13 protein-coding genes are annotated in these 23,232 nt (G+C 43.7%); 3 read left to right on the top strand and 10 right to left on the bottom strand.

All coding sequences use genetic code 11. From position 1 onward, the window contains the following. Positions 1 to 70: 70 nt before the first annotated feature. The 5 genes from HF322_RS00095 to HF322_RS00115 all read right to left on the bottom strand — a co-directional run bounded on the left by HF322_RS00095 (position 71) and on the right by HF322_RS00115 (position 10,885). A complete protein-coding gene (locus tag HF322_RS00095) occupies positions 71 to 739 on the bottom strand; it encodes a hypothetical protein (RefSeq protein ID WP_169391371.1) in 669 nt (222 codons plus the stop codon). Positions 740 to 807: 68 nt separating this feature from the next. Continuing rightward, a complete protein-coding gene (locus HF322_RS00100; protein ID WP_223193106.1) occupies positions 808 to 6,033 on the bottom strand; it encodes a DUF11 domain-containing protein in 5,226 nt (1,741 codons plus the stop codon). A 138-nt stretch (positions 6,034 to 6,171) separates the two neighbouring features. Beyond that, positions 6,172 to 8,244, bottom strand: coding sequence for a hypothetical protein (locus HF322_RS00105; protein WP_169391372.1), 2,073 nt, complete (start codon positions 8,242 to 8,244; stop codon positions 6,172 to 6,174). 24 nt (positions 8,245 to 8,268) lie between these two features. Beyond that, positions 8,269 to 8,724 carry a hypothetical protein gene (locus tag HF322_RS00110; protein WP_258192766.1) on the bottom strand — a complete coding sequence of 152 codons (456 nt, stop codon included), beginning with the start codon at positions 8,722 to 8,724 and terminating at the stop codon, positions 8,269 to 8,271. Positions 8,725 to 8,938: 214 nt separating this feature from the next. Continuing rightward, positions 8,939 to 10,885: a hypothetical protein gene (locus HF322_RS00115; protein WP_169391374.1), complete on the bottom strand. Its 1,947-nt coding sequence runs from the start codon at positions 10,883 to 10,885 to the stop codon at positions 8,939 to 8,941. Positions 10,886 to 11,486: 601 nt separating this feature from the next. Between HF322_RS00115 and aceE the strand changes: the two genes are divergently transcribed. After that, a complete protein-coding gene (gene aceE / locus HF322_RS00120; protein WP_169391375.1) occupies positions 11,487 to 14,300 on the top strand; it encodes a pyruvate dehydrogenase (acetyl-transferring), homodimeric type in 2,814 nt (937 codons plus the stop codon). Positions 14,301 to 14,324: 24 nt separating this feature from the next. Beyond that, a complete protein-coding gene (locus HF322_RS00125; protein ID WP_169391376.1) occupies positions 14,325 to 16,046 on the top strand; it encodes a 2-oxo acid dehydrogenase subunit E2 in 1,722 nt (573 codons plus the stop codon). A 118-nt stretch (positions 16,047 to 16,164) separates the two neighbouring features. Here HF322_RS00125 and HF322_RS00130 read toward each other — a convergent pair whose 3' ends face one another. Both HF322_RS00130 and HF322_RS00135 read right to left on the bottom strand, forming a co-directional pair. Next, a complete protein-coding gene (locus HF322_RS00130) occupies positions 16,165 to 16,797 on the bottom strand; it encodes an OmpW family protein (protein ID WP_169391377.1) in 633 nt (210 codons plus the stop codon). A 328-nt stretch (positions 16,798 to 17,125) separates the two neighbouring features. Then, a complete protein-coding gene (locus HF322_RS00135) occupies positions 17,126 to 17,302 on the bottom strand; it encodes a hypothetical protein (protein WP_169391378.1) in 177 nt (58 codons plus the stop codon). Between the two features lie 109 nt (positions 17,303 to 17,411). On the opposite strand from HF322_RS00135, the gene HF322_RS00140 reads away from it, so the two are divergent. Next, positions 17,412 to 18,386, top strand: a complete 975-nt coding sequence (locus tag HF322_RS00140; protein ID WP_169391379.1) for an ion transporter — start codon at positions 17,412 to 17,414, stop codon at positions 18,384 to 18,386. Positions 18,387 to 18,460: 74 nt separating this feature from the next. Here the strand turns inward: HF322_RS00140 and HF322_RS00145 are convergent, their stop codons facing one another. From HF322_RS00145 to HF322_RS00155, 3 genes are all read right to left on the bottom strand, one after another. After that, complete coding sequence (locus HF322_RS00145) at positions 18,461 to 19,114, bottom strand: TerD family protein (RefSeq protein WP_169391380.1); 654 nt, start codon at positions 19,112 to 19,114, stop codon at positions 18,461 to 18,463. A gap of 56 nt (positions 19,115 to 19,170) precedes the next feature. Continuing rightward, the gene (locus tag HF322_RS00150) at positions 19,171 to 20,292 is read right to left on the bottom strand and encodes a YafY family protein (RefSeq protein WP_169391381.1); all 1,122 of its coding nucleotides are present in this window, start codon (positions 20,290 to 20,292) and stop codon (positions 19,171 to 19,173) included. Positions 20,293 to 20,422: 130 nt separating this feature from the next. Continuing rightward, positions 20,423 to 23,047, bottom strand: a complete 2,625-nt coding sequence (locus tag HF322_RS00155; protein WP_169391928.1) for an ATP-binding protein — start codon at positions 23,045 to 23,047, stop codon at positions 20,423 to 20,425. Positions 23,048 to 23,232 lie beyond the last annotated feature (185 nt).

Raw genomic sequence — 23,232 nt, forward strand, 5'->3', positions numbered from 1 at the left:
TGCAAAAAATTTAAGAATAGGAGGTTTAATTGATGACTTTAACTGTATGGAAGTTTTTACCAATTGAGAACTAGTTTTTGTTGTCAGATGAAATGCTATATTGTTTAAAATAAGTATTGATCAGCTCTTCAAGGCGAACATTGTCGTTTGACTCATGATCGTTGACAAACGCTTCTCGAGCTTGCTCAAGCCAGCGGTCGGTCATACGAAGCTGAGCACCGATGAGGTTAGGATAGCGCTGATTGTCTTGACTCCAAAGTAGGGCGACTTCGCTTAGTGCCATCTCACGCGGGGCAATATCGATAGCGCCGCTTTGTTTTAACGCATTGAGCGTTGCCCACAGATCGGGACGAACTAAGGGTTGCGAGTTTGGCAAAAAAGGGACTTGGTCAAGCGTTGCCGTTTTATTTTGATTGAGCAGATCAAATAGCTTTTGGGTTTTATTAAAAGCATGAGCCGCTGCTGCTTTATGGTTTTGGCTTTGCTCATAATTGGCAAAGGTCAGCCAACCTTGAGCTTGATAGGCGGCGTAGCGTTCAAGCGCGTCATCGCTTTGCTGGTAGCGCTTTAAATCTTGAATGAGCGCGATTTTATAGCCAGTTTCAGCACGTTGATAAAAATTTGAGGGCGCTTTTGGTGTGGCAGCAATTACAGGAGTGCAAAAAACAGCGGCTGATATGACGATGGCAAGCTGTTTGTTTATGAGTTTAAAAGCTTTGTTTTTATTTTTAATTGCCATAACTGCTGCCTTATTTTAACGATAACGTTCTTTTAACCTATCTTAACGCAAATTGCGGGTTTAATAAATTAAGGTTTGCGTTTAAAGAGTTCCTCGTCAAATTTAAATCGAAGTCTAAAATAAGCGCCTTCTTGGGTGGTGTCATCATAGGCAATTTCGTCGTCCTGAAAGCCCATAAAGTTGTAGCCCAGTGAGAGCCAAAGGTTGGTTAAAGGGCTATAACCGACTTCTGCGCCAAGCATATAAGCTACATCGTCTGCCGCTTGGTTCCAGTAGCTTCCGGCTTGAAGCCCTAAGTCCCAGCGATCCGTTAAGTCATAAAGCCCGCGTCCATAAACCGTATGAGCGGTATTATTGCTTTCAATATTGTCGGCATTAAACTTGGTATATTTTCCAGAATAATGACCCGACAGCGTTAAGGGTCGCGTTGGGTGGTAGTTGCCGCTCCAAGACCAAATCAGCGCGTCTTTTTGATAGGGATCGTTGCCAGTCGCATTATCATCTAAGCGGTATTCAAGTTTGCTGAGCATATCAAGCTTGTTGCTGTCAGCATCGCGATAAGCGCCGCCGACTTGAAAACGGTTAATGGTTCGGTGACCGTCATTGTAGTCAACTTTGGAATAGATGTCTTTGGCAAGCAGCGTGATATCCTCGTTAACGCGATAAGCAATGCCGGCGCTACCAAGCAAGGTGTCGCTAGCGTCGCCCCAACGCTTTTCAAAGCGGGCAGAGGCTTTGTAGTTGTCATTAGCAAGATATTCAACGCCAACGCCTGCTGCGGTCGAGGTGGTATTTTTTTCGCCCTCTAAAGACTCGATGCGCTCAAGTAAGGTGTTCAGCGTTAAACCTTTTTGAACGTACCATTTGTTTTTAAGACCGATGGCAGCCTCAGCTTCACGGGCGCTGATGGCGTCGCGGGCGCGGTATTCGCTATAAACGCTGCCATCTTTCATATAATTGGCATCAAAGCCAATAACGGTTTTTGAGCGCTCTTCGGTGTCATCTAAACCATAAGTCCCCGACAAGCTGTTAATTAAGTCATGACGCGCATAAAGCCTGCCAAGATTGCCAAGTGCGGTTTCGCCGCCGATGGAGGTGGCATTGCGGCTGCTGTGATCAAGGTCTTGCTCGTATTCAGCAAACACAAGAGATTTGTTAAATTTAGGCAGTCTTGCTGTGATTCTTGCTCGTGCCGTGGTGCCTTCAATGTCACGCTCAGAGCTGTTATTTAATGCAGATTGGTTAATAATGCTATTGTTATAGGTCGTGTCATTTGTTAAACCTTCAGTGACTACAGCGCCTTGAGTGTTACGTGCTGAGTTGGCTTCTTGTTTGTAATGGCGAATGCCAATTTCGCCAACCATGTTTTGGCTTAAGCGCTGCTCAACACTGGCAAGGATGCCTTGGCGGCTGGCATCAGTCGTGTGATCTTTGCTGTAAATCCCCTCAAGTTTGAGCGCGGTTTTATCATTGGCAAGCTTGTGGGTGATGTCTATTCCGGATTCTGTGCGACCGGCAGTAATCGGGGAGACGCCAGTAACAAAGCCTTTATCCGCGTCATTATAGTAAGCTTTAGCGCGGGTTTGCTTGTCATCAAAGCTCAGCTCAATGCGCGTGGCATCACCTTTAACATCATTGGCGGTCAGCTCATCAGCGTTAATTTGGTTGCTGGCTTGATAGTTGGGATTTTCCGCTTTATTTTTGGCAAATTCAGCGATAAGTTTCAGCTTGTCATTAAATTTAATGACGCTGTTGATACTGGCAAGCGCTTCTTTATTGAGCGGGTTGTCGCTGTTGATGTAGCTGCCGCCAATGGCAATATTTTTGGTCAGTTGCTGTTTTGCAGCTACGCCGCCAACCCAGTATTTATCACCGCCGTTATCGACCTCGACTGTAACGCGAAGGTAAATGGGATTGCCATCAAAGTCTTGACTGGCAATCGGCGCTTTTAAATACAAGCTTTTGCTGATAGGGTCAATGTCGTAGTCGGCAAATCGGGTTAAGGTTTCGCGGCGGATGATTCGACCAGGATTGTCAGCATCGCGGGTGATGACTTCAACGGTTTCGGAGTTTTCAAAAACGGCGTCAAAATTTTCAGCAAGCGGGTAAGGTCCTGACACCCCAAGACCGCGTGTCTCATTGACGCGCTGTGAGGCGCTCGTTTCGGCAGCAAAAGCGGTAATTCTGGTTTTGTCATTTTCAAATTGCGATTTAATTCCAGTTAAGGTTCGGTTGTATTGACCAAGTTTGATGCCATCGTCATTGTCGATTTGGGTTTTTAAATCGCCAAACATAGCAAAGGAGCGACCTTTATCCAAGCGAACATAAAGCTTGCTTGTCGACTGGGCATCAAAGCCTTTTGCAGAGGCGTCACCATAAACCGGATAGTATTCGCCAGGTTCGATATCGCGAAATAAGCGCTCGCCTTTTTTATCGCTGTCATAAGATAAAGTCAATAAATAATCGCCGCGAACCTTGCCTTTTAAAAACATTGCCGCGCGACCACTGGCAGTATAGTCATCACTGCTTGAAAACTCATGAAGCTCTTGCTCAAACGCCCCTTGAGCGCTGGTGATATTGCTGCTATCAAAGTTTTTAAGGGAGATATTGCCTTCAACCACGCCAACGGCAATTAATGGTCGCAATTTTGCGGTAAATTGCAATGGGATAGTCTTTTTGGTGTTGCCCGCGCTAATAATCAGCTCGCCTTTTCCTGGTACGCTTGGGGCAATGATCGGAATCAGCAGCTCACTGCCATTGACCGTTACTTGCGTTCCTGCCTGGTCGGTATTGCTGTCAGGAAGGTTGATGCGACCAATATTGGTATCAATGGTAATCGGGGTTGAGGCAATAAATGGACGATTGTCTTTGTCTTTAAGCTTAATGACGACTTGATATTCGCTGATGCCGTCAGCTTCCATGATTTGCTTTTGGGACTCATAATCGATGGTTTGTAAGCTATCAGGGGCGATAACAGTGATCATTTTTTCAGAAATGACTTGATTGTTGGTATCTAACGCCACGCCGCGAAGAAGGTTGCGACCGCGATTTAATTCAACGGCGTAATAGTCAAATGCCGTGACTTTTTGCTTGTCTTGTTCAGCCGTTTTACCAATTTTTTCAGCAGGGACCATCTTATTATTGGCAAATAAGGTAAAGCTTGAACCAAGCGGCGCTTGAACTTGTACCAGCTGCTTATAAGAGGCAACTTGATCATTATCGCTTAAGTTTAAAAAACGCACCTTGTTGTCAGAGACGTTTTTGAGGACTTCTTCAAGCTCAACTTCTTTTGGTGGCAAGATGGTATTGACCGTTAATCGAGCTGGTGCTAAACGGTCGCTGACCATATCGCGAACGATCACAGAATCACAAGCCATTGAAGCTTCTAGATCATCGTTGTTTTTGCAGCCATAGGCGTCGATGTTGTCCGATTTTTGATTATAATCTGGTTCAAGTGCCAGTTCGCGCTTTACCGCTTGCTCAAGGCTATCATTTTTAGCGTTTACCAAGCGGGCGCGGGCGGCTAGGATATCGTTTAAGCGTTTAGGGCTGTCGCCAAGACCGCCTGCAATGGCAAAGTCCGCTCGGTGAAGCTCGCCATATTTTAAATCGACAAATCGGCTACCAGCATCGCCTGCGTTTCGGCTGCTTTGGGTGACAAGCTCAGTTTGTTCCGGTAGTGTGGTACGGTCAACCTTTAAGACGTGAGTTTTGGCACTGACGCCATAAAAGTTGAACTTCCCTTTGCTATCAGTGACCGCAAAGTTGCCGTTTTCCATATAGATACGAACGCCGGCAACCCCAATCTCGCCGTCCTGTTTTTGCTGAATGCCGTCGCGGTTGATGTCATGATAGACTTTACCGGTGATGACGCCATCGGTGTTCATCACGCCGCGACCAACCTTTACAGGTCGCTGGGCTTCAAGCGAGGCAAAGGTGTTGTTTTTATCATCACGAGCGGTCGCGACAGCGCGATTGATGCCGTCGCCGCCAAGCGCTGCGCCACCAATAAGCACGCGATAGGTAATACTTTTTTCAGCGCCCGATTCTAATTTACCAAGCTGTAGAACTTGGTATTTGCCATCGGCTTTAAACTCATTTGAGCGTTTTTTATCAATGTGAACGCTACTTGGAACATAGCTAAAACCGCGCGGTAAGGCATCTTTTAAATTGACATCGTAAGCCGTTACTGCGCCGGCATTTTTGATTTTGATGGTGTAATTGACGTAATCGCCAATGTCGGCTTCTTTAACGTCAGCGTCTTTTTGGATCGTGAGCTGCGGTGTATTGTTAGTGACATTAACTTGATCGCTATAGCCGCTGATATAAGTCAAATCTGAGGGTTTAGGTGTTTCGTCTAACCCAACTGATGGCGCAATGCAAGCTTCAAGATTAGCTGATAATGTATCGCCTGAGAGGGTTTGAATGATATTGTCATTAATTGGATTGGCATTATTTTCGGTGGATGCCGTGAGGCGATATTTACCCGTGTTGTTACCCGTCTCAATGGCTTTGAGCGAGTATTTATCTTTAGTTTTCGCTGAAGTAATCGTTACCCAAACTTGATCGGGCTTGTTTGGATTGGCGTTACACTGAGCAAAGCTTGCCTCAACAAAGACATTGTTGCCAAGCTGAACGTTGTCTTTTTTAATTTGCCAGTCGTCGTTCATAAAATTGATGCTAGGAGCAACGATGACAAGACTGTCAATAACAGCAGCTTTTACATTTGGGTCTTCAAGAACGGTTGCACCAATTTTTATATTGGAGATGTCGCCGTCATTTGCTGTTTTATCAGTAACGGCTTGGATCAAAAGATCAATACTTTCATCACGTCCAAGCCTAATTTGCCGATGGGCAATTAAAATATCATCGTCATCAATAACTCCATTTTTATTAATGTCTTGATAAACTTCAAAGTTGGATAATGTTCCTGGGGCATCAAAATTTAACACTACGGTAGCATTGCTCAGCCCCGTATTTGTCAACGTGTTTTTCCAAACGGCAATACTGCCTGCAGCAAGGGTTTGTCTTGGAAAAGAGCTTAGAGAAAGAGCATATTTGTCAAAAGCTGAGGTTTGAGCTTGAACTTGGTTAGAAGTGGTTTTAAATAAAGACGAACCGTCATTGTTCACCTGATACTGCGCTTTAGCGATATTTTCGATGGTGTGAAGCACTGTAGCGTCAGCATGAGCAAGATTGGATTGGATAAGCAAAACTGCAGCGCTCAACGTTGAAAGCTTTGCTGCTTTAGAAGTAAAACGAATAGGCTTGGCAATGCAAGAAATTATCATCATTCAGGCTTATCCAATCAAATCTAAAAACTGCGTTTTAGATAAAATAAAATTGTGATCTATCAAGTGAAGCTATTCATAACTTCAGTTATGAATAGCTTTACCAGTGTTATGAATTACGGCTAATCATCGCTTTGGGATTTATTCATTGATTTTTACAGCAAACGTCATGGCAGCATATTTTTGCGGTGCAAGGCTAGTGACTGTTCCGCTTACCTGAGTTGCATTGATAGTTGCGTTGTACTTATTGGTATTAGGCGAGGCTTGTTTGTTAGCAACATCATCTAATTTAACGGCAAAGTCTGAAGTGGTGAGCACTTGCGCTTTATTCTTAAAGCGATCAATCGTATCGGCGATGGCTACATTGCTAAACGTAAATGGGTTATCTACTGAAAAGTCATTAAATGCAGTGATTTTATAGACAATACAGTTTCCAGGCTTAGCGGCAACCGGCGCGTCAGTAAAGCTAAGGGTAGCTGTTGCCGAACAGGAATCATTTAATGCCTGTTCTTTAAATAGCTTTAAGCCCTTAACTGTAGTGATGTTGGTCACTACGCGCTCACCAATCGTAGGAACATCAACGCCGCCTACTACAAGAGTTACTGTGGTCTTCGCTTCTGTACCAACAACTGCTTCTTTTGACTCAACTTTATAGTTGATCGTGACGGTAGAGTTTGGTGCCATTCCTGTCCAAGCAGGGGCGCCATTTTTAGGAACAGCTGTACTTAAATCGTTATCCCCATTAATATCACGGGTAATGGTATAAGTATAATTTGGCGTTGCTGGATTGTTGTCAGGATCATAAATAATCTCGACTGATCCTGAGACAACCGTGACTTTACTATTCGCCTCTGGCGCAATGGTAAATTTGATTTCGCCTGGCTTATCGCCTTCAGTTTCTTTACCACTGTTAGTAATCACTACAGACTGGGTGACTTGGTTATTGGTTGAGGTAGTCACAGGGATTTCTTTTCGGCTAGGCAAACCAAGATCAATAGCCCGCTGATTCGCAGTCAATGGTGCTGCTGAGTCACCACCAATGGCATTATTGGCAGTGCCATTAATAACTTCGCTATCATCTGTTGTAGGATAGAATTCGCCCGTATTTTGTTGGGTTGAGTTAGGGTCAGTACTATCATAAATGATTTGACCTTCGCCTAAATTCAAAGATACCAAAGTATGATTAACAATATTTTTTGGATCTTTGAAAGGCTCGCTCGTATCCCGCTGAGCATTAAAGGTAATGGTAGCCTCTTCACCAACTTTTAAATTAAGTAATGTGACTTCAATACTGTCTAAAGCACTTCCTGAACCTTCACCACTTGAGCCCGCCTTAATCGTGGCATTATTGCTTGCACTAAGCTTCGGATCATCTGCTAATCGTAATCCTGCAGGAAGACCATCAAACACCACAATGTTTGTGGCGTCGGCAGCATAATCGGCGCGATTATCGTTTTTAATTTTAATGGTATAGGTGACGACCGAACTTGGATTGTTTAGGTTTAACGTGTTACTTACAGTATTTGTAATTTGAAATACAGGAACTTTAGTAGTACTGTTATTTATATTTGTGAGCGTCGCCTTAGTTACATCTTCAACAGTAAAATAAGCACTGGTTGCCGTTAGGGTTAAGTTTTGAGAAGATCCGCCAACGTTGCCTTTCGTTTTTGCTGCAACAGCAATATCAACATATTCGTTGGGCTTTAAGACAACTTTTGTATTTTGAAACTCGGTTCCTGAAACAGTTTTGGTTGAGACTTGAGTTCTGTCTTTATTAAAAATAGTATAGGTGACACTCGTTTCTGCTAAATCGTAAGTTCCGGCACCCGTAGTTACGCCAGGAATGGTGCCACCATTTGCTAGATTTAAAGTATAGGTATCTTCAACGTTTCCTGAGTTGGTGAGCGTATGGTTAAAAGTCACGCGACCTTTAGGGGTAACTGTTAGCGTTTTATTGTAATCATCGGTCAGATTACCATCATTATTCTTCGCCTCTAGGCTAAAAGCACCACTTTGAGTGATATTGACCACAACCTTATTGGACTCAACAGCATTTTGGGCTACGCCATCAATACTATAGGTTGCGGTTGCCACGTTTTCAATGGTTGGTGTGGATTCACCAGTAGACTTTGCTGCATGGGCGGTTCCCGCTACTCCTAATGCTGCGGCAATGCCAATGCTAAGCGTAGAATAATTAAGTAGGTTTGGTTTCATAAGCGATTATCCTAAAAGTTGAGATTAATTAACCACAGTATTTAATGAAACATCAGCAGACTTATTTGCAGGAAGCCATTTGATATTCCAGCGAAGCGCTTTATATTCCGATAAAGGAACCTTGACTAACTTGCCATCGACTTTGCGCATCAATGGCATGTCAGCATAGTTTTTACCATCAGTAGTAGCCTGAGCCGTTGCAGGATTTGCAACACCATTAAAGGTCATATTGCCAGGAATCGGCAGCGTGACAGCGACATCACTGATAGGCTTATTAATAGTATTGGTGTAAGTGGCGCGATACTGAACGACCTCCCCTGATTTAGCATTTGATGCTGCTGTTGTAGTGAACTTTCCTTGATTGTTTTTAACAATTTTATTTGCCTGCAGCTCCATTTTAAGAGCTTCTTCAGCGTAAGCGTTGGTTACTATGGCACTTAGCACTAGTGAGGTAACCACAAGCACTTTTGATAATCTCATCATTGCGAACTCCTTTTTTTACTTTACAATTCAATAAATTATGTATTAATTGTGTAATATAAGTAATTTTTTGTATTATAGCTAAGCTGATAAAAATGTTAACTAAATTTTGATAAGGTTAGCTATATTTCAGACGAAATGTAGCTAAAAAATAATGAACGGTGAAAAGGAAGCTTGGTGTATTACTCTAGCAATTTGAGTTATTTATAATGTGCTAAGGAGATTGGGTCGTTCCATATTTGGTATTGAAATAAAAGCTGCGAGCGTTTTTAGCTGCCAATGAAAAAGCTGCGGTTTTTACCGTACCGTTTTTACCGTCCGTTAAACCATCATTAAAGCTGACTGCAGGCATGGCAGGAACACTCAAGCGCTTGTCATTGTTGATGAGCGTTGATGTGATTAACGCCGTACCAATGCCTTTTTGAGCCAAGCGGTCTTGAATAACCACATTGTCAATAGCCAAATTGGCGCGGTTTGTGGCGATTAATTTGTAGGCGATACAGTTCATCGGCGCAATATTAGGATTAGAGGCAGTCACAGGATCTTTGCTATAAATAACACCGTTTTGAGTATTTTCTACTAAGTTGGCTAGGTTGCATTTGTTAGCGAATTGAAGTTTTTCTAGTACTAAAGGGGCATTTTTCAGAATCACACGACCAAAGTTTTGCTCAGCATAAGTGGTCGTGGTAGGGCTAAGCGTAATCTGCTTAATATTAGGCGAGGTTGCAATAGGATAGCTTGCGGGGGCTGTGCTTTCTTTAATGCAGATTTTATTGGCAGGTAGAAGTGATTGAGCAATCACAAAATTATAATTGCCATTAGCATCTGTGCTTTTTTCAGCATAAACTTTGTTATTATCTGAACAGTCAACAAGCTGAATCGTGCTTCCAGAAATGCCGGATTCGCCCGTGTCTAAGGTAGCATTAAAATATTTAGTATTACTTTTATAGGGATCGTCTGCGTTATTTGCATTGGCACTGCTATCGGCAATACCCCCATTATCGTTAAAGACCACTCCTGAAAATAAATAATATTTTGGGGTGTTGGTGATCGTGCAGGTGATCTCATCGCCGTAATTCACATTATTTAAGCTAAATGAGCGCGTTTTGGTTGCCTCATTATAAGTCATGGCAGCTGTTGGCATAACTGTAGTACTGCCTGTTGTAGCATTGGAGCAAGTGTAGCTACTGTCATAATTTGCTTGAAGATCAGCAAGCGTAGTGCCGTTCATGACACGTTCAGTGATGGTATAAGAAGTATTTTCTTTTAAAGCTAGCGTATCACTGCTTCCATTAGTAATGGTCGCCCCTGTCCCTGTAGTCGTAAAGCTATTGGCGACAATCCCGCTACCTGTGACTTTGATTTCAAATTGATCACGCTTAGCTGCGCTATCATTAACCCGAGTACCGTTTAACTCTTTTTCAACGATAAGTTTGGGTGGCGCTAAACAGAAAAAGAAGTCTGAATAGCCAACTGCATGAGGTAAGTTCACTTGGCTTAAACTATTATTATGTTTTAAGCTCAGAGAAGTATTAGCAGCTTTGTAATCCCAAGAACTATCAATTGTACATTCTCCAAGACCACAGTTTATTCCTGATCGTGCAGTGACAATATTCTTAGCTGAGTTTATTGTATGAAAAGAGGGATCATAGGTCAGCTGACCCCCTGCGGCTGATACGTCGACCTGTTCAATATATGGAACTTGATTACTATTATTTTTTGTTGAGTCTACATCTTGTATTTTATAACCAGTCTTACTGGTTGCACGGTTAGTGCTAAGTGTTAGCACATGGTTAGTTTTAACGCCTGTTGAGTTATGAACCATATTAATAGCAGAAGCGGTTGCTGCATCAATACTCCCAAAAAAAGGTGGCGTTCCACCGCTGTTATTATTTAAATCGACCACTTGAGAAAAACTAATGGTAAATATTTTATTACCAGATGGCTCATTAAACGCGAAATTTCGTGATAGAGCACCTGCCGTCCAAGCAAGCGATGTTGACGTTACTGGTTGAGTAGTCGTAGACTTAGGAGCATTAGCGCCAATGTAATACATTTTATGATTAGCAGGGCAAGTAGCGGTGGCTGAAGGCTCAGTAACATCAAAGGCAGCTTGTGCTCCGAAGGATAAACTGGCTGTGGTTAAAGCAACAGTAGTCATTACTAACGCTTTAGATGAATAAGACGAATTTTTAGAGCTGTTAATCCGACTGTAATTCATAACTTAACCTGTGAATCATCAATATATATTAAAATTTTAAGAACATCTGTTTGCTGGATCACTATAATAGAAGTTTAATTCGGTTACAATATCTTTGCTTAAAAATACGATAAAAGGCAAAAAATATACGACAAGTAGTATATTAGAAATATTATGGAAACATATTTAATAAAGTTGTAGATTATAAAGCTTATTTAACCGGTTTTAAAATAGGAGAAAGAAACTATTTTTTGGCAAAATAAGCATAATTTCATCATTTATACAGCTTTATATAAATACAGCTCAAAACTCTTTATAATAGAAGGGTAATAAAGCGTTTATGAATTTAGTTTGCCTGAAAACATCGAGGCTATGGACAGTATAAAAGGGATTTTATTATGGATAATAAGCAAGCAGTAAAAGAGCCATTAAGTGGCAGAAAATTGTGTTATCATCGATTGTTACAAAATTAATCTTATCTTAAAAGTGGCTATTGTAAGAGACATATTTGAAATCATATTTCTTAGCCTGCAATTGAAAATGAACTACAAAAGGTAATTGTATGAACTATTATAAGGATGCTGACAGCACCGAAACTCAAGAATGGCTCAGTGCATTTGAATCGGTGATTAAGCATGCAGACAAAGAGCGCGCGCAATTTTTATTAAAAGCGCTTTATAACATGGCGGTTCAAGAAGGGCTGCCATTTAACCGTTTGGATACCGCTTATATCAATACCATTGCGGCAGACGATGAGCCGATGTATCCAGGGGATTTAGCGATTGAGCGCAAAATTCGGGCGTTAATCCGTTATAACGCGTTGGCTATGGTCATGCGTGCCAACAACAATGACGATGATTTGGGCGGTCACTTAGCAACATTTGCGTCAAGTGCGACCCTTTATGAAACTGGGTTTAACCACTTTTTCCGTGCTGCCAGCAATCATTTTGGCGGCGATATGATTTATTACCAAGGTCACTCAGCACCTGGAATTTACGCGCGCTCCTATTTAGAAGGTCGCTTGAGTGAAGATCAGCTCAGTAACTTTCGCCGTGAAGTGGGCGGCAAAGGCTTATCAAGCTATCCACATCCTTATTTGATGCCGGATTATTGGCAGTTCCCAACGGTATCAATGGGACTTGGTCCTATTATGTCCATTTATCACGCTCACGTTCAGCGTTATATGGAAAACCGCGGTTTGCTTGAAAATGAAGGTCGCAAAATTTGGGCATTTTTGGGCGATGGCGAGACTGATGAGCCAGAAAGCTTGGGCGCAATCTCGCTTGCTGGTCGTGAAAAGCTTGACAACCTCATTTGGGTTATCAACTGTAACTTACAGCGCTTAGATGGTCCAGTTCGTGGCAATGGCAAGATCATTCAAGAGCTTGAGTCAGTATTCCGCGGCGCAGGCTGGCGGGTGATTAAAGTTATTTGGGGCGGTAAATGGGACAATTTACTCGCCAATGATGACACCGGCGTTTTAAAATACCGAATGGAAGAAGCCGTAGATGGCGAGTATCAGCTTTATGAAGCTCGCGATGCTGCCTTTACCCGAAAAGAGTTTTTCAATAAATATCCTGAGCTTGAGGAGATGACCAAAGACCTCACCGACGATGATATTATGAGACTCAATCGCGGCGGTCATGACCCCGTAAAAGTTTATGCGGCCTTTAGTGAAGCGATGAAAACCAAAGGTCAACCTACGGTAATTTTGGTTAAAACGGTTAAAGGTTATGGTTTATCCACGCAAACTCAAGCAGTGAATAAATCGCACCAAATCAAAAAGCTGGATAAAGAAGGCTTGGTTTATTTCCGTGATCGTTTTGACTTGCCATTTACCGATGAGCAGTTAGATACCTTGCCGTTTTATCGTCCGGATGAAAATTCGGCTGAAATGAAATATCTAAAAGGTCGCCGTGAAGCCTTAGGTGGTCATCTGCCAACGCGCCGAAGTGGTCATATTCCGCTTAATATTCCAGATTTAACGATTTTTGATCGCGTGTTACAAGGCAGTAATGGCAAAGAGCAATCGACCACGATGGTCTTTGTGCGCTTGCTGTCAGCCATGCTTAAAAATAAAGACATTCAAGACCGCGTAGTGCCGATTGTTCCTGATGAAGCGCGAACCTTTGGTTTAGAAGGTATGTTCCGTCAGCTTGGCATTTACTCCGCCGTTGGTCAAAAATATACGCCTGAAGACAACGAAGCGTTGATGGGCTATAAAGAAGCCATTGATGGTCACATGTTAGAAGAGGGCATTAACGAAGCGGGCGCGATGAGTGCTTGGATTGCGTTAGCAACAAGCTATTCAATCAATGCTTTGCCGATGATTCCGTTATACATTTACTATTCAATGTTTGGCTTCCAGCGCGTAGGCGATTTGGCTTGGGCGGCAGGGGATTGTCAAGCTCAAGGTTTCTTACTGGGCGCAACGGCTGGTCGAACCACGCTTAATGGCGAAGGTTTGCAGCATCAAGATGGTCACTCGCACATTTTATTTAACACCGTTCCTAACTGCGTAAGTTATGATCCTTGCTTTGGTTATGAGCTTGCTGTGGTAATGCATGACGGTCTGCGCCGGATGTATGGCGAGGGTGAGCGTGTTTATTATTACATCACGCTTATGAACGAAAACTACGAGCAGCCAGCAATGCCAGAAGGCGTTGAAGAAGGTATCAAGCGCGGTATGTATTTGCTTGAAGACAATGGCTCAACCCAAGTTCAATTGCTTGGTTCTGGCGTTATTTTACGTGAAGTTCAAAAAGCCGCTCGCATCTTAAAAGATGAATTTAACATCACTGCCAACGTTTGGAGCGTGACCAGCTTTAACGAGCTGACTCGCGATGGTATGGCTTGCGATGATTATAACCGCCTGCATCCAATGGATGAAGAGCGTGTGCCTTGGGTCACCGAGCAGCTTGCCCCGCACGAAGGTATTGTCGTTGCTGCAACTGACTATATGCGCAACTACTCTGAGCAAATTCGTGCTTGGCTTCCTGACAATCGCCCTTACACCACGCTTGGAACAGATGGTTATGGTCGCTCGGACACGCGTGAGCAATTGCGTAGCTTCTTTAACGTTGATGCCGAACATATCGTGGTTGCAACCTTAAAGCGCTTAGCCGATGAAGGCGAAGTTGAAATGCGCTTGGTCAAAGATGCCATTTCAAGCTTGAACATTGACATCGATCATCCACCAGCTTGGCATCAGCAGCCGCATTATGACCACTCGCCAGATGCGCCAGCTCCTGATAACGTCAATCCTAATCCTGTTCCTGAATTTGTCGTTGAAGATGATGATGAAATCAGCAGCGAAGGTCGCGCTGAAGACCCAGCAGACGCCGCGCTACTTGATGATAGCGACATCAAAGAATAATTTTGACACTCAAGGAGAATTAGGATGGAAATTAAAGCCCCCGATTTGGGTGTAGATAGCGCTGAAGTCAGCGAAATTATGGTCAATGTTGGCGATACCATTGCCAAAGATGACAATATCATTTTGCTTGAATCTGACAAAGCCTCGGTTGAAGTGCCAAGCTCAGCGGCTGGAAAAGTGACCAAAATCAACGTTAATGTTGGTGATATGGTGAGTGAGGGCATGACGCTGATCGAAGTTGATAGCGCTGATGATTCAAATGACAATGCAAGTGATGAAAAAGCGGCTAGTGAATCAGAAAAACAAGAAAGCAGTGCTGATACTTCTGAAGTAAAATCCAGTATAGAGAGCGAAAAGCCAAGCGCTTCAAAAGCTGAGAAAAGCCAAGTGTCAGCACCAAAAACCAGCACTCATCAACTGCCAGACTTGGGCGTTGATGAAGCTCAAGTGGCTGAAATCATGGTCAGCGTTGGTGATCGCGTTGAAAAAGACGAACCAATATTACTGATTGAATCTGATAAAGCTTCGGTTGAAGTTCCTGCCCCTGAAGCCGGAACCATTGAAAAAATTCTTGTCAACAATGGCGATATGGTCAGCAATGGTCAAGATTATATCGTAATTACCAGTGAAGGCGCCGCGACCGACGAGCCTGAACCAAAAGAAGAGGCGCCTGCAAAAGAAGACAGTAAAGCGGCTCAAGAACAAACGACGGGCGAGCCTAAACAAGCTCCTGCGCCTAAAACCGATAAGCCTGCTGCTGATACGGCAAGCAAACCTCAAAATGTGCAAAAGCTTAGCGAAAGCGAAGTCAATGCCAAATTGACGGACGTTTATGCAGGACCTGCCGTTCGTAAGCTTGCCCGTGAGCTTGGGGTAGATATTACTCAAGTTCAAGGTTCAGCACTAAACGAGCGCATTTTAAAAGAAGACTTGTTTGCTTACGTTAAAACGCGAATGACTGCGCAAAATACCGCTTCAGCTGCTGGCAGCGTCTCGGTGGGGTCAGGATTGCCAAGCCTTCCTGATATGAGTAACGCCGATATTTGGGGTAAAACTGAAACGGTTGATTTAAGCCGACTGCAAAAAGTGTCAATTCCGCAGCTCAATTTAAATACCTATTTGCCGCAAGTGACTCAGTTTGATATCGCGGATATCACTGACACTGAAAGCTTGCGCAACGAGCTTAAAGGCGATCTTAAAAAGCAAGGTATTGGCTTGACCATTTTGGCATTTATTGTGAAAGCTACAGCGTATGCTTTAACGCAATTTCCAAACTTTAACAGTCACTTAAGCGATGATAATACCCAGCTTATTTTACGTAAATCGGTTCATATGGGGATTGCGGTAGCGACCGATGATGGCTTGATCGTTCCGGTGATTAAAAACGCTCAGGACAAAGGCATTAAACAAATCGCGATTGAAATTGGTGAGCTTGCGGCAAAAGCTCGTGATAAAAAGCTTGGAGCAAAAGATCTACAAGGCGCAAGCTTTACCATTTCAAGCCAAGGCGTGCTTGGTGGCACTGCCTTTACGCCGCTAGTGAACTGGCCTCAAGTTGGGATTTTAGGCGCGTCTGAAGCGACCATTCAACCAAAATGGAATGACGCAAGCCAAAGCTTTGAGCCGCGACTCATGTTACCATTGTCGCTATCTTATGATCACCGCGTCATTAACGGCGCTGATGCGGCAGTATTTACCCGTTATGTGACTCAGCTTTTAGCAGACCCACGTAAAATCTTGCTATAATTTTAAAATTTGCATCAAAAAAAGACTGTCTTCGGATGGTCTTTTTTTTGATAAGTAATTTTAAATCAAAAAAAGCCAGCAATAGTGCTGGCTTTTTATTTGGCTTTTAGCTGATCAATTAAAAGCTTTTAACAAAGGCAACGCCATAAACCCAAGGGCTAATGTCAACCGAACCGATATCTGCACCATTTAATTCAACGTCTGGTTTGATGTCCATGTAACGGGCATCAATTCGGAAGGCTTCGGTTGGTGAGTATGGGAAATCCACGCCGACGTGACCGGCAACACCAACACTATCTTTAATGTTCAAATCGCTACCAGCGCCATCATAAATTCTTTCTTTAAAGAAAGTCGTGTAGTTCACGCCAACACCAACAAATGGTTTAACGTTCATTGGCATATTGTAGCCATCAAAATGATACTGTAATGACAACGTTGGTGGCAAGTGCTGAGTGCGAGCATCAATAGTTGCGCCAGTTGCATCTGTCAACGTGATGTCATGATGAAATGGGATAGCACCAAGTAATTCAACGCCGATGTTGTCTGCAAAAAAGTATTCGCCAGTGATGGTGGGGCGGATATCGCTATCAACGTCAACAGCAAGAGCACCGTTAGCTAAGGTACCATTATCGCTTTTTGGGTCAACGTAGTGAGCGCCTGCGCCAACCGTCCAAGTTCCAGCAGGAACAGCAAACGCTGAAGTCATAGTTAAAGCAGCAGCGGAAGCTAAAATAAGAGAAGATAATTTCATCATTTTATTCCTTAACGTAATCAATGATTCTCAATTCCTGATGAGGGATGGCAAAAGGTCTTGAGTAAAGACGTGATAAAAAGCCAAGTTAGGCTTTATGGTTAGCGTCTTATGATCATTATAATACATAATCCTTATAAACAGTAGTGATTTAGTTAGAAACTAGAAATATCGTAAATAAGCGTTACAATAGCCTTATTTAGCGTTATGTAAGCGCGACTTGCACTTTTTATCATAATTTTTTACAGTGACTGTCTTTCGATAAAGTTAATACTATCGTGACCGCTGATGAGGGGCAAACGCCCAAAGCAATTTAAGGATAGCAACATCAAATGATTGGATATTGTAGTAACTCGCCGCTGCGCTGTAGTAATGCGCGATCTATGGTGAGATTAAATGAAAGTAGCGGCATCTGCCCAAACTGCGGCATGATTTTGGTGGAAAATGACAGCTCAAGCTCTGCTTCAAAAGCCGAGCAGCGGATACTCCAAGTAAGCCTTGTCATTACTGTGCTTTTGATGTTTATTTTAGTTTATATCTATTATGTGAATTTTGCTTAGCCTAGCGCTAGGATCATCATTATTAAGTCGTTATCCAATTTTTAAAGGCAAATTATGCAGTGGCTAAAGCGCGCTCGGCGATTTGTTTATGACATTTTGCAAAATGATGATCATGACAGCTTGCTGAGCCGCTATGTCGATTATTTCTTAATTGTTTTGATCATGACCAACGTTGCGGCGGTGATTGTTGAGTCGGTTGACAGTTGGTATTATCCTTATCAAGCATATTTTAAAGCCTTTGAGCATTTTTCGATTGCCGTGTTTTCTATTGAGTTTTTGCTTCGGCTTTGGAGTGTGGCAGAAGCCAAACCTGATAACACGACTTGGCGGCAGCGCTGGCAGTGGTTGACCAGTCCATCTGCGCTCATTGATTTAGCAGCGATTGCGCCGGCGTTTTTAAATTATTTTGTCAGTATCGATTTGCGTTTTTTACGAATTCTAAGGTTATTTAGGATTTTAAAATTAACGCGCTATTTTGCCTCTTTGCGCATTTTATTGGTGGTGATTAATAAAGAACGTGGCTCGTTTCAAGCGGTGATTTTTATTTTAATCATCATGATTGTCACGGCATCGAGCGGCATTTATTTGGTTGAAAATCGCGCTCAGCCTGAGGAGTTTGAGTCGATTCCCAAGGCGATGTGGTGGGCGGTAGTAACGCTTACGACGGTAGGCTATGGTGATGTGACGCCCATTACCACGGCAGGGAAAATATTAGGGGCGCTCATTACGATTCTTGGGGTAGGGCTTGCCGCGCTTCCGGCGGGTATTTTAGCAACGGGGCTTGCCAATGAGCTTGCCTCACGCCGCGAGGAGCTTGAGCAAGAGTTTCGTGAGTCGTTAATGGATGGCGATTTTGATTTGGTGCAAAATCAAACCAGAATAGATGCTATCCGCCGAAAGCTGGGTCTTGATAAAGAGCAGGCTCAAGATATTGTGCTGCAAGTGCTTCGAGAGCAGGCGCTTGCCGCTCGCGAAGCTGAAGTGAAAAAAAAGCATTTTTGTCCCAATTGCGGCGAAGCGTTGGATTAACTTAGTTTAAATTTACTAATCAGTTTAGCTTTTAACCAATTGAGGTTTTAAATAAGTTAGCCGCTGCTCAACTGTTATAGCTGGGACGATGGCACAACAAGTGCTCGGGTCAGTTCGCGACCGACAAACTGCGCTGCTTCTGGAATGTCTTTATTGGTTAAATTTAAGTTTTGCATGGTCAATTGCCAATCATCGATTTGCTTTTCAAGCTGAGCAACCCAAATCATTTTACAGCCTTTTGCCAGTGTCTTTAAATCTAGCGTAAAAGCGCGGTTGCCCTCGTCATCGCTTAAATGAATCTCGCCTGCATTGACCTGATTAAAATCTTGACCAAAATAGGAGCTGGCAATCAGCGCAATTTTACTGATATTGGCAGGAAGTTTGCTTAAATAAATGCGGATTTGTTCTTGGTCAAGCGGCGCGTGATACATGGCTTCAAAGCCGCGATCTTTACCGGTTAAGCTGTCACCTTGATGGCGAACGGCTTCTGCTTTATCACGAAGCTCTTTGAACCAAACGATATCTTGAATAAGGCAAGCATCATCATAAAGGACGCAGCTTAAATCAAGGTCAATCCCGCCTTGGTTTTCTTTTAGGCGCTGCAAAATGCTCTTTTTTTTGTCAGGTGGAGTAAAGTCATAATTTAAAGCAAACAGTAAAATATCAGAGGTCAACCCAAGACCGCTTAAGCTGTCGGACATGACGGGTTTAATTTTAGCTTCTAACATGATTATCCTTGTTATAAGTTATTGTTATTTATAAAATTGATCACTTGCTTTATGGGTTAAGTTGTTTTTTCATCGAGGCTGGCAGCCTCATCGTCATTATGATTTTTGTCATCATAAATCGCTTGGTCAAGAACCGCGTGGTAAAGCGCATCAGGCTTTGCGCCAAGAAAACCGCTACCAAAGCCGCGAAGCCACCAAACAAGCTGCGAGGTGAGATTTACCGTCGCTTTAATGGTCAGCGTATCATCGTCATTAAAGATCACTTGCTGATCCGGACTCAGTTTACTTTCGGTCAAACTTCTTCCGGCTTTTGAAGTAAAACGCAGCTCAACGCTGGTATTTTTGCCAAAATCTGGAAGCTGGCTTAATAATGGATGAGAAAATCCCATCACGCCAGAGTCCAAATAGCGGTCAATCTCAAAGTCCGGAGGCGTTTGCGCGGCTGACTCTAAAATGTCAACTTGGGTAAAGCGGTGCAAAGCAAAGGTTCGGATAACGGCATCGACATCGTCCACTCGAGTGGCAAGCAGGTAGATGATGACGCCGCGCTGAATGATGGCAATGGGATTTAAAATATATTCGCTCGCTTGCGTGTGATTGCTTCGGGTATAGTCAGCGCGGATTTGCAATTGATAAAACAGCGCATGATAAATGTGATCTTTACTGTCCAAGTCAATGGCAGGGGCAATGAGCGGCTGAGTGGCAGGCTCAATGCGAACGCGATCAAGCCAAGAGTGGGTGACTTTGCTGTTTTTAAGTTGCCGGCGCGCCAAATCAAACCACGGAAACAGCTCATCTAAAATCGCAGGCGGCAGCAGCTGAGTTAGGTTTGCTTCAACCATATTAAAGGCAACGGCTTGCGATAAATTCATGTGCGGTAAGCTTTGCAAGGGCGCGTCATCTTTCCAGCGCCAGCCTTGCGGATTGGCGTTGTTTTTTTCGATTGGAAAGCGCTTAGCAAGGGCGTTTAAGTCGCGCTGAACGGTTCGCAAGCTGATGTCAAACCCTGAAAGCTTAAGCTGCTCATAAATGTGCGCCGTTCCGACCCAACGATGGCGCTGAAGCTGTGACAGCACTTGCCATTGCCGAGCGGTGGTGGCGGCGCTATGACGGCTGTCACCGTTGTCATGAGCTTCAAGATCGTTATTTTGGGTGGTCAAAGAGTCAGAAGTGGTCATTGAGCGCCTTTATTTGATTACTTTTTACAGTTTTTTTACTTTCTTATAAGATTTATTATCGCTAGCATGCTGCCATGATAAGGCAATTATCATGGCAGAAATGGGCTAGCTCGTCTAGCGGCTTCAGTAGTTATTCCTTATCAGTATCTTTTTGATTAGGTTCTTCTGATTTGGGAATTTTAGGCGACTTTTTCTTTGACGGTTTTTTCTTATTGTTCGCTTTTTTCTTGCCCTTTTTTTCGCTTTTTTTATCTATGGCTTCGTCATCGTCTTGGTCATCATCCCAAAGCGTCAGCCGCGACAGTATCTTGCCAAACAAGCTGTGCTTTTGAAAGTTGCCTTTTTTGTTAAGCGTATCAATCGGGATGGCAGTCATGAGGCTTAGCGCTTCATTTAAGGTGTTGACGCCAAAAATTTGAAATTGACCGTCATTGACCGCGCGAATGATGTCATCACGAAGCATGAGCTGTTTGGTATTTGCCATCGGAATGATCACGCCTTGATTTCCGGTTAAGCCTTGCTCCATACAAGCATCAAAAAATCCGGCGATTTTGGCATTGATGCCGCCAACCGCTTGAATTTCGCCAAGCTGATTCATTGATCCTGTGATGGCAAATGATTGATTAATCGGGACATTGGCTAAGGCAGACAGCAGGGCGCAAGCTTCGCTGACAGTGGCGCTATCGCCGTCAATGTGGGCGTAGCTTTGCTCAAAAGCTAATGAAGCGCTAAAGTTGAGCGTGTGATGCTGGCTAAATAAGGCGCGAAGGTAGCTGGTCATGATCAGCATACCTTTAGCGTGAAGGCTGCCGCCCAAATCAACATCGCGCTCAATGTCCAAAATATCGCCCGATCCGGTGTTCGGCTGAATGACGGCGGTCAATCGCGCGGGCATGCCAAATTCGCTATCGGCGTAGCTGACAACGGTGAGGGCGTTGACTTGACCGACGGCAAATCCAGTGGTGTTGATAAGCTGTTGACCGTTTTTTAGCTCATCCCAATATAAATCGCGCAAGTATCCTGAGCGCTCATCCATATCAACAATAGCGCGATCAACATGGCGGGCGCTGACCATACGCTCATTTTGTTTGCGGGCGTGGCGATCAGATTCATGAAGCAATTTGATCAGCCGATCGCTATGCAGGCTTAAGCGGTTTTGGTCTTCAGCTTGCAAGCTTAAATGCTCAAGTAGCGCGGCTTGAGCGCTACTATCAAAGGGCAATAAATTGGCGGCGTGAATAATATCTGCCATTTTGGCAACCAGCGCCAATTCATGCTCAGGCGTTCTTGACACGTCATCATGAAAATCGGCGCGGACTTTAAATACCGCGTCAAACTCTGGCTCAAGCTCAAGCAGCTCGTAATAAACGTCCGCCTCGCCAAGCAAAATCACTTTGATATCCAAATCAATCGGACTTGGCGCAAGCGATAGGCTGCCTGTCAAGGTGAGCATTTGCTCAAGACTCGACATTTTGATTTTTCCCGATTGCAGCGCGCGCTTGAGCCCTTGCCAAGCATAAGGGTGCTCAAGTAAAGAGTTGGCTTCAAGCAGCAAATAGCCGCCATTAGCACGGTGCAACGCGCCGGCGCGAATCATGCTGACATCGGTGGTCACTGTGCCAAGTTGGGTGATTTGCTCAACGTGACCGAGTAAATTAAAATGCGTTGGCATGTCCTCAAAAATAATCGGCGCGCCGCTCCCAGCTTTGTGACTGACCAAAATATTAACCGCATATCGGCTTGGCGTTGCCGCAAAAACAGCGGCAATAAACTCTTCATCATCGGCGTTAACAATGCGCTCAACGTGATTGACCATATCCTCCATCATGGCTTGCAAAAATTCAATGACCACAGGATGCTTGGCAAATTGCTTTTGAATTTTGTTAAATAATGGTGCAAGCGTGCGTTTGGCAATATCGCGATGCAGCGCTTCAATAGCGTCATTGGCGGCATCTTCTAATTGCTCAAGCTCAATGGTTAACTGATTGAGCCGTTTTTGCATGTGGTTTTTTTGAGCAAAGTTATGGCGCGGCTCATCACTATCTGGCGCTGACTTTGCCAATGGCTTTTCAGATAACGCTAAGCCTTCATGATCAGCGCGACTGTCGTCCGTATGGTCTTGGTCTGGCAGCTCGCTTGGATGAACGAACATGGCTTTATTATCAAAAGCGCGAAAGGTCAGCGTTAAATCAAACTGCTTGCCCTCAGCACTTAACTCATCATAAGCTTGACTTTCTTTTTGGTGGGTGTCGTTTTTAATCGCTTCAATTTGGCTTTGGTATTGCTCACTGCGAAAGCGCTGGCTTAAGCGTTTTTTGGCGTTTTGCCAAAGCTGATTGATTTGCGCTTGCAGTTTGCAAAGCTCACCTGCAGGCAAGCGAATGGCAATCGGCGCTCGCGGGTCATTAAAATTATGAACATAGCCCCAGTCGTCCGGCGTTTTAGCAGATTTTGCAATCTCTTTGAGCAATCTTGTGATAATGGTGCGCTTTCCCAACCCATTTTCGCCAGCAGCAAACACATGATAGCCATTAGCATGAATATCAAGCGCCGTTTGTAGCGCTTTAATGGCGCGTTTTTGACCAAAACCAACATCAAGCGGCGGCGCTTTTTGCGTATCTTTTGGTAGCGCTTCCAAATCACTAAAGCGTTTAAGCGCAGTCACTGGAATTTGGCAGCGCTTAACGATTTTAAGGTATTCGGCACTTGGCGCACAGGCTTGCACGGTTGTCGCTGTTTTTAAACGGTCAGCCATATCGTCAGGTTCTGATGGCTTTGGCAGACTATCGGTATCAATCACTTTAACCTTCACGTTATGCTTTAAGTCAGACGTTTTGGTCAACTGGGAAGGTTTTTTGGTATTTATAATAAGAGAATCAGTCATAAACAAAAAGGCGCTCAATAAGGTCAATAAAAAGGTTTAAAAAAACAAGATTTAAA

The sequence above is a fragment of the Psychrobacter sp. MF31 genome (assembly GCF_012847335.1).
GTDB lineage: Bacteria > Pseudomonadota > Gammaproteobacteria > Pseudomonadales > Moraxellaceae > Psychrobacter.

What these genes read in the sequence shown, in the direction of transcription:
- HF322_RS00155 (WP_169391928.1), bottom strand. Translation starts at nt 23,047, where the DNA reads ATGGCTGACCGTTTAAAAACAGCGACAACCGTGCAAGCCTGTGCGCCA.
- HF322_RS00115 (WP_169391374.1), bottom strand. Translation starts at nt 10,885, where the DNA reads ATGACTACTGTTGCTTTAACCACAGCCAGTTTATCCTTCGGAGCACAA.
- HF322_RS00100 (WP_223193106.1), bottom strand. Translation starts at nt 6,033, where the DNA reads ATGATGATAATTTCTTGCATTGCCAAGCCTATTCGTTTTACTTCTAAA.
- HF322_RS00140 (WP_169391379.1), top strand. Translation starts at nt 17,412, where the DNA reads ATGCAGTGGCTAAAGCGCGCTCGGCGATTTGTTTATGACATTTTGCAA.
- HF322_RS00095 (WP_169391371.1), bottom strand. Translation starts at nt 739, where the DNA reads ATGGCAATTAAAAATAAAAACAAAGCTTTTAAACTCATAAACAAACAG.
- HF322_RS00130 (WP_169391377.1), bottom strand. Translation starts at nt 16,797, where the DNA reads ATGAAATTATCTTCTCTTATTTTAGCTTCCGCTGCTGCTTTAACTATG.
- HF322_RS00125 (WP_169391376.1), top strand. Translation starts at nt 14,325, where the DNA reads ATGGAAATTAAAGCCCCCGATTTGGGTGTAGATAGCGCTGAAGTCAGC.
- aceE (WP_169391375.1), top strand. Translation starts at nt 11,487, where the DNA reads ATGAACTATTATAAGGATGCTGACAGCACCGAAACTCAAGAATGGCTC.
- HF322_RS00135 (WP_169391378.1), bottom strand. Translation starts at nt 17,302, where the DNA reads ATGACAAGGCTTACTTGGAGTATCCGCTGCTCGGCTTTTGAAGCAGAG.
- HF322_RS00150 (WP_169391381.1), bottom strand. Translation starts at nt 20,292, where the DNA reads ATGACCACTTCTGACTCTTTGACCACCCAAAATAACGATCTTGAAGCT.
- HF322_RS00110 (WP_258192766.1), bottom strand. Translation starts at nt 8,724, where the DNA reads ATGAGATTATCAAAAGTGCTTGTGGTTACCTCACTAGTGCTAAGTGCC.
- HF322_RS00145 (WP_169391380.1), bottom strand. Translation starts at nt 19,114, where the DNA reads ATGTTAGAAGCTAAAATTAAACCCGTCATGTCCGACAGCTTAAGCGGT.
- HF322_RS00105 (WP_169391372.1), bottom strand. Translation starts at nt 8,244, where the DNA reads ATGAAACCAAACCTACTTAATTATTCTACGCTTAGCATTGGCATTGCC.